Origin of the sequence: Enterobacter cloacae complex sp. ESBL7 (genome assembly GCF_041679625.1) — a bacterium.
In the GTDB taxonomy this organism is placed as follows: Bacteria; Pseudomonadota; Gammaproteobacteria; order Enterobacterales; family Enterobacteriaceae; genus Enterobacter; species Enterobacter asburiae_B.
In genome coordinates, this window is record NZ_JBGORN010000001.1 from 1,205,535 (window position 1) to 1,217,934 (window position 12,400).

The following is a 12,400-nucleotide window of genomic DNA, read 5'->3' on the forward strand; positions in this document are numbered from 1 at the left end:
ATTATCTGGCTTCTATTTTAAAGGCGCGAGGCTGTGGGGAAGGCGTGTTTGGGCCAAACCAGACATCGTAGATTTTTGCTGCCTGACCGTTCTTCTCGAGATTAACCAGCTCGTCGTTAACGGCCTTCAGCAGCGCCGTTTCACCTTTCTTCACCCCAACGCCAATCTCTTCTTTGCTGAGCAGATCGGGCAGGATTTTAAAGTTCGCTTTATCCGGCGCCTGCGCCAGCAGACCGGCCAGAATGGTGCTGTCCTGGGTGATGGCCTGTACGTTACCGTTGCGCAGCGCCGTCAGCGCCAGCGGAATATCGTCATACGAGAGCACGCGTGACTGCGGGAAACGCTGGTGCAGCGCCTGCTCGCCCGTCGTTCCTTTGACCGCGCCAATACGCGCCCGGCTGTAGTCATCAAGCTTGTCCGGTGATTTAGCCGGCACCAGGAACTGCTGGCCGGTGACAAAGTAAGGCGTTGAGAAATCAATCACCTGCGCGCGTTCCGGGGTGATGGTTATATCCGCCACGATCAGATCTGCTTTTCCGGACTGCAGCAGCGGAATACGGTTAGCCGGATTGGTGGCAACCAGTTCAAGCTTCACGCCGAGCGATTTTGCCAGCGCTTTGGCGAAGTCCACGTCGTAACCCACGATCTCGTGCGTCTTGGCATCAATAGAGCCAAACGGCGGGTTGGCGTCAAACGTGGCCACTTTCACCACCCCTGCGGCCTTAATATCCGCCAGCTGATCGGCCTGTGCCTGCGCTGAAAGCAGGCTCCCCGCCGCCAGTAATCCCAGAACCAGTGTCCGTTTGGTAAACCCTTTCATATTTGCTGCCATAGTCATTCGCCATCCCGTTGTTTTTGTTTTACCCCGCTACGCTCCCATAAGCGAAAGCTATCGCCAAATAAGAAATCGTTCTTTGCTATGAGCAAAAAAGCATTAGTGAACAACGTGTTAATGAAGAGTGAAAAGAGCGGGATGCTATTTGCAGATCCTGCACATCAACAGTGGATTTTGGTATTTCCCCCGCGCGGCATTTGAGTGCTTAACTGAGATCAGACACGGCGAGAGAGGGTAAGATGATGAAAAAATGGATCAGCACGTTACGGCGGTTTTTTGCGACCCGACCAGTGAATGCGGAGAACAGCGCGCAACGTGTTCTTGAGTCAATCCTGCCTGTCGCCAGCCTGTATGGCGTCGACGTTGCCAACATTGACCCGGAGTGGTTCCATGATAAAACGTCACGCTGAACTGCGCCGCACGCGCGAAACGTACTGGAACGAGGTGTGCGTGACGTTTAACGAGTGAAATAAAAAAGCACCGGTTTCCCGGTGCTTTTTTATTAGATTTTGCAGGCGTCGCCGCAGTCGTCGTCGGCGACAATCGCCTGCGCTTTTTTGTCTGCATCGTCCAGACGTTCGGCATTACGCTCTTCGGCTTCATCCAGACCGTTAAAGACTAAGTTATCGAGATCAATTTCCATGTGGCACCTGCTCTGTTCAGTTTTTGATACTGGCACAGTATAGGGCAAAAAAAGCCAGCAATGTACCTCGCAGCACATAAGGATAATCCCTGCCATACTCAGTGCTTTATCGCTGAGGAGAGCACATGATTACACTCTGTAAAACCTGTGGAACCGCCTACGATGCCCGGCCGGACAGATGCCCGATTTGCGAGGATGAACGCCAGTACGTGCCCGCCACGGGCCAGGCGTGGACCGATTTCGACACCGTCACCGCCACCCATACCAACAAATGGCAGCTGCTGGAGCCGCGGCTGTTTGGGATCAAAACGGTGCCCGCGTTTGCGATAAACCAGCGGGCGCTGCTCCTGCACACGCCCCACGGCAATATCCTCTGGGACTGCATCGCCAACCTCGACCCCGCAACCAAAGCGCTCGTTACCGCCCTCGGCGGCATCAGCGCGATTGCTATTTCACATCCGCACTATTACACCACGATGCAGGAGTGGGCTGCGGCGTTTGATGCGCCGGTTTACCTGCACGCCAGCGACAGAGAGTGGGTCATGCGCGACAGCCCGGCCATTCATTTCTGGGAGGGGGATGCGCTGGAGATTTTCCCGTCGGTCACCTTGCTGCGTCTGGGCGGGCATTTTGCCGGTGGAACGGTGCTGCACTGGCAGGAGGGGGATGGGGTATTGCTGGTGGGCGATATTCTGCAGGTCACGCCGGGTAAAGACGCCGTCTCGTTTATGTGGAGCTACCCGAATTATCTTCCGCTGCCGGCCCGCGCCGTGGCGTCGGTGGTGAATCATCTCGAAGGCAAAACCTTCGAACGTCTTTACGGCGCGTTTGAAGGGCAGAACATCCCGGCCTTCGCGGACGAGATTGTTCAGCGGTCGGGCCAGAAATATATTGCTTGTCTGAAGTAAACCACGATGGGTAAACTTTACGAGTGTGATCGCGATCATGCCTAAACTAAAACAGATAAAAGAGACATTGCTATGCAACATATCATTGAAGGTTTTCTCAGCTTTCAAAAAGAGATTTTCCCGCAACGTAAAGAACTCTTCCGCAGTTTAGCGTCCAGCCAGAATCCCAAAGCGCTGTTCATCTCATGCTCCGACAGCCGTCTGGTCCCGGAACTGGTCACCCAGCAAGAGCCAGGACAACTCTTTGTCATTCGTAATGCTGGCAACATCGTGCCGCCGTTCGGGCCGGAGCCTGGCGGCGTGTCTGCAACCATCGAATACGCCGTGGTGGCGCTGGGCGTCACGGATATCGTGATTTGCGGTCACTCCAACTGTGGCGCGATGAAGGCGATTGCCGATAACGCGAACCTGGAGCCGATGCCTGCTGTGTCACACTGGCTGCGCTATTCTGACGCGGCGAAAGCCGTGGTTGAGAAGAAAACCTGGGATAAGCCGATCGATAAAGTCAATGCGATGGTGCAGGAGAACGTGTTTGCGCAGCTGAGCAACATTAAGACCCACCCGTCCGTCGCGGTGGGCCTGCGTAATAACTCCATCCGACTGCACGGCTGGGTGTACGACATTGAAAGCGGCAAAATTCTTGCCCTGGATAAAGCGACGAAAACCTTCGTTTCGCTGTCTGAAAACCCGGAAGTCTTCTTCGAGTAATCCGCGACAGCAGGGCATGGAAGCCCTGTCAGTTCTCGATATACGGTAGTCTGCGCCGCGATCCCGACGCGGGTTTTTCCGCCGCCTTCGCCATTGCTTGTGCAATCTCTGCACACTCCGCCAGCCCCTGAACGAAGGGACGATCGTGCATCAGCCACGGTATCGCGCCGAAGGCAATGCGCCCGCGAACGGCGTCAGGCGCATTTAAGGTGTAATCCTCACCGACGTCCGGTATCTCTTCACCCGTGGCTTCCAGCTGTTTGCGCAGCGTCGGAAAGGGCAGATCTTTCGTTTTGAGCGGCTTTTGCCCGCGCGCATCAATAAACACGTCGAAACGGTAAACGGTCTCTTGTGTGGTGATTACCGTTCGATCGCTGCCAACGTCCAGCGTGTAATCGTCACCGAGCGTCGCCACGCTGATGATGCCGGCTTCGCGAAGCGCGAGCAGCCTGCGGATAGACTGCGGAGGAATGGCCGCATAGTTGTCGATAAATACGCGGGCGAGGCCTTGCTTAAAGCGCTCTCTGTCCCGTTCGTTGAGGTGGGGAACAATCTCCTGAACCACCTCATGCAGCCGAAGCACGGTATAGCGCCAGGCTACGGTGCGCCGCTCGCGTTTGTTCCGCTCCACCTCGTTGAGATTCTCTTCCGCCCAGGTAAACGGGCCATGCCGTTTACGATCCTCAAACCAGGCCTCACGAATGCTGTCCGCATTCTGCTTATGCAGGGATATTTTCTCACACCACGTCGGGTCAGCGAGCTGAAGCTCTTTCACCATCAGGGTAAATATGCGGTCGAGCAGGCCATTCGATCCTTTGGCGATCTCGTTTTCAACCACAAATTCGGTTAAGACCGACAGCGGTTCATAAGGAATAGGGCAGTAAAAATCGGCTTCCGGCAGAATACCCGTTCGGGACATCAGGACAATATTCAACGCGTCGCTGCCTTTATCCAGCACGAATTTATCATCACGAAATTCACCGTGCTGCATCACCACCGCCATGGCCGCGTCGAGACCGCTTAACGATGTCCCCATAATACCGACGCGGCAGGGAGGGATACTGGCGTCCATCAGACCGGACCAGGGGCTTGGGAAGAACGTGCGCGTGGATACGTCCTCGTCTGGCCAGACGTGGCCGGTGGCGATAACCGCAAGGTCGAAGCGTTCAGGAAAGGCGCTGTCGTTGACGGAAAGCGTGACACCTTCTTTCGTGGGCACGATATCGGTGACCTGGGCGGATTCATGGACATCAACCTGAAACCCCAGCTTTCTGGCCTCTTTCACGATTGAACGAAAGCTGTCGCGAAAATACTCGCCAAGCAGAAGCCGGGGCAGGAACTGCCGGTCATGCAGGCGGGTTTTATCGACCTTAAAGCGCGCCAGATGAGCTTCGCTCTGATCCTTTAGCCAGTCGAGGTAGGTCATAAAAATGGGCGGGATTTCAATGCTCGCAATGTTCGCCAGCATCAGCCGGGAATTATCGTCGTCGTTATAGGGCATACCCACGCCAGCTTCATCGGCCTGTTCGAAAACGGAAACGGAGAGCGGCGTGCTGTTCTTAAGCAGGTGATAAAAGGTGTAAATCCCTGTGGGGCCGGAGCCGATAATCGCGATTTTCTTCATCGACGGTCTTCCTGTTTTTTTCCATAAGAAAAGCGTAGCAGGAGAACAATGATGAAAATAAGGGATTAGGAAAATTCAGGATATCAGAAGAGGATTTGCACCATTTCAGGACTGAAATGGTGCGTCCGAGTGGACTCGAACCACCGACCCCCACCATGTCAAGGTGGTGCTCTAACCAACTGAGCTACGGACGCAGAATGGTGCGTTCAATTGGACTCGAACCAACGACCCCCACCATGTCAAGGTGGTGCTCTAACCAACTGAGCTATGAACGCAACGTGTTGTCGCTGACAACGGGGACGAATATTAGCGGCACAGCATCGAGGTGGCAAGAGGGAAAATGCATTTTTCTCTCTGATTTCACGCGATTGCTTCATTACCGCGCAAAGTGAAGAGAAAGTAGCCGCCGGGCGGCGGCTACCGCGTCGTTAACGTGCAGCGCGTTGCAAAATGACCGTTGATGGCTGGCGCTGCAGGAAGCGCATTCGCATCATCATCATAATCGCCGCCGACGTCAGGCCGATGATAAAGCCCATCCAGAACCCTGCGGGCCCCATGCGCTCAACCACTAAGTCCGTGAGGGCCAGAATATAGCCACACGGCAGACCCAGCACCCAGTAGGCGATGAAGGTGATAAAGAAGATTGAGCGCGTGTCTTTATATCCGCGCAGCACGCCGCTGCCAATCACCTGGATGGAGTCAGAGATCTGGTAAATCGCGGCCAGCAGCATCAGGTGCGATGCCAGCGTGACCACTTCCGGACTGTCGTTATAGAGCAGGGCAATCTGCTCGCGTAATGCAACGGTAAAGAGCGCCGTACAGACAGCCATGCAGACGCCGACGCCCAGCCCGGTCCGGGCGGCCGTTTGCGCATCAAGCGTTGAGCCCTGGCCCAGGCGGAAGCCGACGCGGATCGTCACCGCCGCCGCCAGCGACATCGGCAGGACGAACATCAGGGAGCTGAAGTTCAGCGCAATCTGGTGTCCGGCCACGTTCACAATGCCCAGCGGGGAGACCAGCAGGGCGACCACGGCAAACAGGGTCACCTCAAAGAACAGCGCGAGGGCAATCGGCAAACCTAACTGCACCAGACGCGTCATGATGTTCCAGTCCGGCGTGCTAAATCTGTTCTCGTTGCGAATATCGCGCATGGAACGGGCGCGTTTTACATAGGTGATCATCGCGAAAAACATCACCCAGTAAACGGCTGCCGTCGCCACGCCGCAGCCGACGCCGCCCAGCTCCGGCATCCCGAAGTGACCGTAAATAAAGATATAGTTCACCGGAATGTTGACCAGCAGGCCGATAAAGCCCATCACCATCCCGGGCTTGGTTTTCGCCAGGCCCTCACACTGGTTACGCGCCACCTGGAAAAAGAGGTAGCCAGGCGCACCCCAGAGCAGGGCGCGCAGATAGCCCACGGCTTTATCAGCCAGTGCCGGGTCAATGTTATGCATAGCGCGAATGATGTGGCCCGCGTTCCAGAGCACGACCATGATCAGCACGGAAACAAACCCTGCCAGCCAGAAACCCTGACGAACCTGATGGGCAATGCGCTCGCGACGACCCGAGCCATTGAGCTGAGCGATAACCGGCGTGAGCGCGAGCAGCAGACCGTGGCCGAACAGGATGGCCGGAAGCCAGATTGACGTGCCGATAGCAACGGCCGCCATATCGGTGGCGCTATAGCCACCTGCCATTACCGTATCCACAAATCCCATTGCGGTCTGGGCCACTTGCGCGACGATCACTGGTATAGCCAGTGCCAATAGCTGGCGCGCTTCATTCATGTACTTCTGCACGTGAACACCTTTATTTTGTTGTTATTTGAGAGACTAAAAAAGCCGCCGAAACGGGCAGCAAGAAGAAAATGCAGGGGGGTGCCAGCTATTGTAGCGGGCTTTAGCTATTTATCTAGTGAAAAAATCGCCAGAAAATGCGCTCCGCTGGCAACCTCTTTTTCCAACTGTTATTGTGGTGGGATTAAACGGTGTCACCACCGTCCGGAAAAAACAGGAGTTGTAAGCATGTTTACTGGTATTGTGCAGGGCACCGCCAAAGTGGTGTCCATTGATGAAAAACCTAATTTCCGTACTCATGTTGTTGAGCTGCCGGAATATATGCTTGAGGGCATTGAAACAGGCGCGTCGATTGCTCATAACGGCTGCTGCCTGACCGTTACCGAAATTAACGGCAACCAGATTAGCTTTGATTTAATGAAAGAGACGCTGCGCATCACCAACCTTGGCGAGCTGGCGGTGGGAGATACCGTCAACGTTGAGCGGGCAGCGAAGTTTAGCGATGAGATTGGCGGCCACCTGATGTCCGGGCACATCATGACCACCGCTGAAGTGGCAAAAATCGTGACCTCGGAAAATAACCGTCAAATCTGGTTTAAAATGCAGGATCCTTCATTAATGAAATACATCCTCTATAAAGGATTTATTGGCATTGACGGGATTAGCCTGACGGTGGGTGAAGTAACGCCAACGCGTTTTTGCGTGCATTTAATTCCTGAAACGCTGCAGCGCACCACGCTGGGCGCCAAAAAACTGGGGCATCGCGTGAATATTGAAATCGATCCGCAAACCCAGGCGGTGGTGGATACGGTTGAGCGCGTGCTGGCAGCAAAAGAAGCGGCAATAATAAAGACCGCCGCAGAAGAAGAATAAAAAATAACCCCGGGCATCCGGGGTTATTTTTTAGCGTGCGACACGTAATCCGTGTTCAATCCCACGGCTGAATACCACCTGCCAGAGCTGAATATCCCGTGCGCGAAACGCCCCCGCGCAGGCATTCAGATAATAGCTAAACATCCGCCTGAATCGTTCAGAATAGTTGTCCGCAATCTCAGGCCAGGTTTCCTGAAAACGCGCATGCCAGGCCATCAACGTGGTGTCGTAATCCGCGCCAAAGTTGTGCCAGTCTTCCATTACAAAATGGGGTTCACTGGCGTTGGCAATCTGGCGGACTGACGGTAAACAGCCATTCGGAAAGATGTATTTGTTGATCCACGGGTCGACGTTATTGTCGGTCCGCTTAGAGCCGATGGTGTGCAGCAGGAAGATACCGTCCGGCTTCAGATTCCGATCCACCACCTCAAAATAGGTAGCGTAGTTTTTCGGCCCGACGTGCTCGAACATGCCGACGGAAACGATCCGGTCAAACTGTTCGTTCAGGTCACGGTAATCCTGCAGTCGGATATCCACATCGAGGCCCTGGCAGCGTTCCCGCGCCATTTTTTGCTGTTCCGCTGAAATCGTGACGCCGACGACGCTGACGCCATAGTGTTTCGCCATAAAATACGCCAGCCCGCCCCAGCCGCAGCCGATATCCAGCACGCGCATACCCGGCTGGAGCTGCAGCTTCTCGCTAATAAGACGCAGCTTGGCCTGCTGGGCCTCTTCAAGCGTCGACGCCTCTTTCCAGTAGGCGCAGGAGTACTGCATGAAAGGGTCCAGCATACGGCTGAACAGGTCGTTGCCAAGATCGTAGTGTTCTTTACCAACGATCCACGCGCGTTTTTTACTTTGCAGATTGAACAGTCGGGCAGAGGCGACGCGCAGGGTGTCTTTCAGATTGCGAGGGAGTTGATTTTCAAGACCGGCACGCAGCACGCTGGCGAAAAAGGTATCCAGACGTTCGCACTCCCACCAGCCGTCCATGTAGCTTTCTCCCAGGCCTAACGATCCCTCTCGCAGCACGCGTTTAAAAAAGTCGGGATGTTTAACCTGAGGATCGGATGGCGATGATCCATTGATAGTGATGCCTGCTCGACCTAACAGTTCACTGACGATCCGGGACCAGTTATCGTCCGGAACGCTGACTTCTTCTATACACGATGAACTCATAGCTTCTCCATCACCCTACTGTGATCAGAACCTTAAAACAGCGTAGACGCTTTTTTTGGTTTGTGAGAAATCTCACGGTAAATACCGCGAGGCTAATATCCGACGTAGAACAGAGGAAGGGAGATAACCCTTGCCGAAATGCCTTCCATGGTAAAACGGGAGCACTCCGGCTCCCGTTAACACTTAATATTTATCGTATTTAATCGAACCAAATTTAGTATAGGCCTCAAAATTTGGTGATTCAATAGAAAATTCTTAGCAACCTAATCACTGAAAATTAACATGATTTCTGGCGCAATCAGGCATGTGACGTTTCAACCTGAGCACTCTTTTCCTGCTCACGCTGCGCGGAGGCCTGCATGCGATAGCCCAACACCGCCAGCGCAACGGTCACCAGCATCACGCTGGTAGTGGTCAGGAGCGGCGTGGCAATCAGCGCGGAGACCACCAGGCTTGCCAGGAAGCACAGCCCCAGCTGCAGGGTGTTCTGCAGCGCGGCGGCGCGGCCTGTCGCCTGCGGGAAGGGACGCAGCGCCTGCGCTACAACGATAGGGTAAATTGCCCCGTTCGCGACGGCCATCACGCAGAAGGGGATCAAAATTTCGGCCAGACCGGCGCCAGGAATAAAGCCAACGGCCCAGGTCCCGATGACGCTCAGCGCATACAGCACCAGCAGCCACGGCAGCATCTGCTGACCTTCCCACTTTTGCAGCGCCGCTCGACAGCCGTACCCGCCCACCAGGAATGCGATGGTCTGCGGAACATAGCTCAGGCCGATGGCTGCCGGGCTGTAGCCCATATCGTGCAGAATGAACGGCGAGCCGGTGAGCCACGCGAAGAAGCTTGCCGAGCAGGCGGCATAGATCAGGACATTCCCGCGATACGCTTTGGCGCTGAGCAGGGAAGTGAAGGTAATCGGCTTCGCGTCTGCATGCGCTTCTTTTTTATGCGCTGGCTTAAGGGCGAACGCCGGCAGCATCAATACCAGGGTAATGGCAAACAGCGTGGCGAAAATGGCCTGCCAGTCGAAATGCGCGAGGATCCAGCTGCCCAGCAGGGGAGCGAGGGCAGGTGAGAGGCCCACCAGCGGCATAATGGTGGCGAAGATACGGTTTGTGCGGTTAGCAGGGTAATAGTCGGTGACCAGCGCCTGCCAGGTCACGGCCGCGGCACAGACGCCCACGGCCTGAATAAAACGCAGCACCAGCAGCCAGGTGGCATCGCGAACCCATAACATTCCCAGGCAGCCCACGGCAAAAATGGCCAGGCCCAGCAGCAGCACCGGTTTACGACCAAAGCGATCCGAGAGCGGTCCCCAGAGCAGCTGTGCGAAGGCAAAGCCGGCGAGGAATAAGCTCAGGCTGGCGCTGATGGCGGCAGCCGGCGTTTGTAAATCTTCCTGCATGGCGGCAAACGCCGGCAGGTACATATCGGTGGCCAAAAAGCCCAGCACGCTTAAGCCGCCGAGCCAGACTAAAAAACCGTTCCTGGGTTGCATTATTTTATTCTCCTGAGGAGGCAGGTATACATTGGCGCTGAGTGTAGGGAGTGCAAAGCTGCTTGTGAAACGCTAATATTTGGCTGGTGCATTCAAAAATTTTGCAGGCAGAAAATGTGGTCAGATTATTCTCTTGAAGTGGTCGATGCTGTTGCGCGTAACGGCAGCTTTAGCGGTGCGGCGCAGGAGCTGCACCGCGTCCCTTCGGCAATCAGCTACACGGTGCGCCAGCTGGAGGAGTGGCTGGCGGTTCCGCTGTTTGAACGGCGGCATCGTGATGTGGAATTAACGCCCGCAGGCGCGTGGTTTTTGAAGGAAGGGCGTTCTGTTATCAAAAAAATGCAGATCACCCGCGAACAGTGTCAGCAGATCGCTAACGGCTGGCGGGGGCATCTTTCCATCGCGGTGGATAACATCGTTAAGCCGGAACGCACCCGGCAGATGATCGTCGATTTCTACCGTCATTTCTCTGACGTCGAGCTGCGGGTCTCGCAGGAGGTGTTCAACGGCGTCTGGGATGCGCTGGCGGACGGCAGGGCAGAGATGGCGATTGGGGCTACGCAGGCGATCCCGGTCGGGGGACGTTACGCCTTTCGCGATATGGGGATGCTGAGCTGGAAATGCGTGGTGGCAAGCGACCATCCGCTGGCTGCGATGGAAGGGCCGCTCAGCGATGACACACTGCGCAACTGGCCGTCGCTGGTGCTGGAGGATACGTCCCGTTCATTGCCCAAGCGTATTACCTGGCTTCTCGACAACCAGCGGCGGGTGGTGGCTCCGGACTGGGAATCGTCGGCGACGTGCCTCAGCGCCGGGCTGTGCGTCGCGATGGTGCCCGTTCATTTTGCGCGTCCGCGCATCGATACCGGAGAGTGGGTTGAGCTGACGCTGGAGAATCCGTTCCCGGATGCGGCCTGCTGCCTCACATGGCAGCAAAATGACGTCTCGCCTGCGATGGCCTGGCTGCTGGATTATCTGGGAGACAGCGAAACGCTGAATCGGGAATGGTTACGGGAGCCAGCATAGCTGGCCCCGTAAAGCGATTAACGACGGTAGTCGCGGAACGGACCATCCGCAACGGAACGGCGTTCGATAAGACGCGGGTGAACTTCAATAGACTGCGACTCTTCGCGCTTGTTGACGATCCTGTCCATCAGCATGTTGAAGGCCGTTTCGCCCAGCGAATCTTTCGGCTGGTGAATGGTGGTCAGCGCCGGGGTGAAGAAGCGCGCGTTACGCACGTTGTCATACCCGATCACGGAAATATCCTGCGGGACGCGCAGGCCCAGCTCGTCGGCAGCGCAGAGCGCGCCCATGGCCATGATGTCGCCCCCGCAGAACACGGCGGTCGGACGGTGCGGCTGGGAGACGATCTGCTGCATCGCGCGGTAGCCCGATTCCGGCTCAAAGTCGCCCTGCACAATCCAGTTTTCCGGCACGTTGATCAACGCTTCTTCCATCGCTTTCATAAAACCGGCCAGACGGCCCGCGCCGGTGTTGCGCTCCAGCGGGCCGGGGATCACGCCAATCTCGCGGTGACCGCGTTCGATCAGATAACGACCGGCCATATAGCCGCCTTCAAAGGCGTTATCGATAACGGAATCGGTAAAGTCTGCGCGCGCTTCGCCCCAGTCCATCACCACCATCGGAATATGGCGATACTCTTCCAGCATCGACAGCACGGATTCGGGGTACTCGGAACACATCACCAGCAGGCCATCAACGCGCTTTTGCGCCATCATTGACAGGTAGGCGCGCTGTTTTTCAATGCTGTTCCACGCGTTGCCCAGAATCAGGGTATAGCCTTTCTGGAAGCAGTTCTTTTCGACCGCTTCAATGATCTCGGCAAAATAGGCCGCTTCACTGCTGGTCGCCAGCAATCCAATGGACTTGGTGTGATTAACCTTGAGGCTACGCGCAACCGCACTTGGCGAATAGTGCAGCTCTTTGATCGCTGCCCAGACGGCGTTGCGCGTCTCTTCCGCCACAAAGCGGGTTTTGTTAATTACATGTGATACGGTTGTAGTGGAAACGTTTGCGCGTTTTGCTACGTCTTTAATTGTTGCCATTAAATGTCACTCCAGACCATATCCTAAGCTCCTGAAAAACTTGAAGGTAAACGTTTGCCTTCTCTCACCCTTATCTCGCAATCTTGAATTGCGGCACGCCGGGAAAACGACACGGGACGTCAGGAGGGGGTCAATGGCCGGTACGCTAATAAATTTAGCGTGGAATTTTGTCCTATCTTGATGAAAAGGGGAAGAGGTAAAGTGGTTATCAGTATAAATCCAGGAAGATTTTTGACGTAATCTGTGCAAAAATGAGCAAGCTCA

12 protein-coding genes and 2 tRNA genes are annotated in these 12,400 nt (G+C 55.4%); 5 read left to right on the top strand and 9 right to left on the bottom strand.

The features are described 5' to 3' along the window. Position 1: 1 nt before the first annotated feature. A complete protein-coding gene (locus ACERY3_RS06035; RefSeq protein WP_161798672.1) occupies positions 2-832 on the bottom strand; it encodes an ABC transporter substrate-binding protein in 831 nt (276 codons plus the stop codon). 242 nt (positions 833-1,074) lie between these two features. Here ACERY3_RS06035 and ACERY3_RS06040 point away from each other — a divergent pair, with 242 nt between their 5' ends. Continuing rightward, positions 1,075-1,245, top strand: a complete 171-nt coding sequence (locus tag ACERY3_RS06040) for a hypothetical protein (RefSeq protein WP_157843316.1) — start codon at positions 1,075-1,077, stop codon at positions 1,243-1,245. A 92-nt stretch (positions 1,246-1,337) separates the two neighbouring features. On the opposite strand, the gene ACERY3_RS06045 is transcribed toward ACERY3_RS06040, so the two are convergent. Beyond that, positions 1,338-1,478, bottom strand: a complete 141-nt coding sequence (locus tag ACERY3_RS06045; RefSeq protein WP_003857665.1) for a hypothetical protein — start codon at positions 1,476-1,478, stop codon at positions 1,338-1,340. 125 nt (positions 1,479-1,603) lie between these two features. Here ACERY3_RS06045 and ACERY3_RS06050 point away from each other — a divergent pair, with 125 nt between their 5' ends. Together ACERY3_RS06050 and ACERY3_RS06055 are read left to right on the top strand one after the other, a co-directional pair. Continuing rightward, positions 1,604-2,386 carry a hypothetical protein gene (locus ACERY3_RS06050; protein ID WP_058840758.1) on the top strand — a complete coding sequence of 261 codons (783 nt, stop codon included), beginning with the start codon at positions 1,604-1,606 and terminating at the stop codon, positions 2,384-2,386. Between the two features lie 72 nt (positions 2,387-2,458). Beyond that, positions 2,459-3,094 carry a carbonic anhydrase gene (locus tag ACERY3_RS06055; RefSeq protein WP_023311344.1) on the top strand — a complete coding sequence of 212 codons (636 nt, stop codon included), beginning with the start codon at positions 2,459-2,461 and terminating at the stop codon, positions 3,092-3,094. A 28-nt stretch (positions 3,095-3,122) separates the two neighbouring features. Here the strand turns inward: ACERY3_RS06055 and ACERY3_RS06060 are convergent, their stop codons facing one another. The 4 genes from ACERY3_RS06060 to mdtK form a co-directional block, all read right to left on the bottom strand. Further along, a complete protein-coding gene (locus tag ACERY3_RS06060) occupies positions 3,123-4,718 on the bottom strand; it encodes an FAD-NAD(P)-binding protein (RefSeq protein ID WP_058840757.1) in 1,596 nt (531 codons plus the stop codon). Between the two features lie 117 nt (positions 4,719-4,835). Then, a tRNA-Val gene (locus tag ACERY3_RS06065) sits at positions 4,836-4,912 on the bottom strand. A 4-nt stretch (positions 4,913-4,916) separates the two neighbouring features. Further along, positions 4,917-4,993: transfer RNA gene (locus ACERY3_RS06070), tRNA-Val, on the bottom strand. A 153-nt stretch (positions 4,994-5,146) separates the two neighbouring features. Beyond that, on the bottom strand, positions 5,147-6,520 hold the full coding sequence (mdtK, locus tag ACERY3_RS06075) for an MdtK family multidrug efflux MATE transporter (RefSeq protein WP_058840756.1): 1,374 nt from the start codon (positions 6,518-6,520) through the stop codon (positions 5,147-5,149). Between the two features lie 225 nt (positions 6,521-6,745). Between mdtK and ACERY3_RS06080 the strand changes: the two genes are divergently transcribed. Then, positions 6,746-7,390, top strand: coding sequence for a riboflavin synthase (locus ACERY3_RS06080; protein ID WP_023311347.1), 645 nt, complete (start codon positions 6,746-6,748; stop codon positions 7,388-7,390). A gap of 30 nt (positions 7,391-7,420) precedes the next feature. Here the strand turns inward: ACERY3_RS06080 and cfa are convergent, their stop codons facing one another. Then, positions 7,421-8,569, bottom strand: a complete 1,149-nt coding sequence (gene cfa / locus ACERY3_RS06085; RefSeq protein ID WP_023335428.1) for a cyclopropane fatty acyl phospholipid synthase — start codon at positions 8,567-8,569, stop codon at positions 7,421-7,423. A 298-nt stretch (positions 8,570-8,867) separates the two neighbouring features. After that, the gene (gene punC / locus ACERY3_RS06090) at positions 8,868-10,067 is read right to left on the bottom strand and encodes a purine nucleoside transporter PunC (RefSeq protein WP_048979492.1); all 1,200 of its coding nucleotides are present in this window, start codon (positions 10,065-10,067) and stop codon (positions 8,868-8,870) included. Positions 10,068-10,181: 114 nt separating this feature from the next. Here punC and punR point away from each other — a divergent pair, with 114 nt between their 5' ends. Next, positions 10,182-11,093: a DNA-binding transcriptional activator PunR gene (gene punR, locus ACERY3_RS06095; RefSeq protein WP_023311350.1), complete on the top strand. Its 912-nt coding sequence runs from the start codon at positions 10,182-10,184 to the stop codon at positions 11,091-11,093. A gap of 17 nt (positions 11,094-11,110) precedes the next feature. Here the strand turns inward: punR and purR are convergent, their stop codons facing one another. Continuing rightward, a complete protein-coding gene (gene purR / locus ACERY3_RS06100) occupies positions 11,111-12,136 on the bottom strand; it encodes an HTH-type transcriptional repressor PurR (protein WP_023335431.1) in 1,026 nt (341 codons plus the stop codon). Positions 12,137-12,400: the final 264 nt, after the last annotated feature.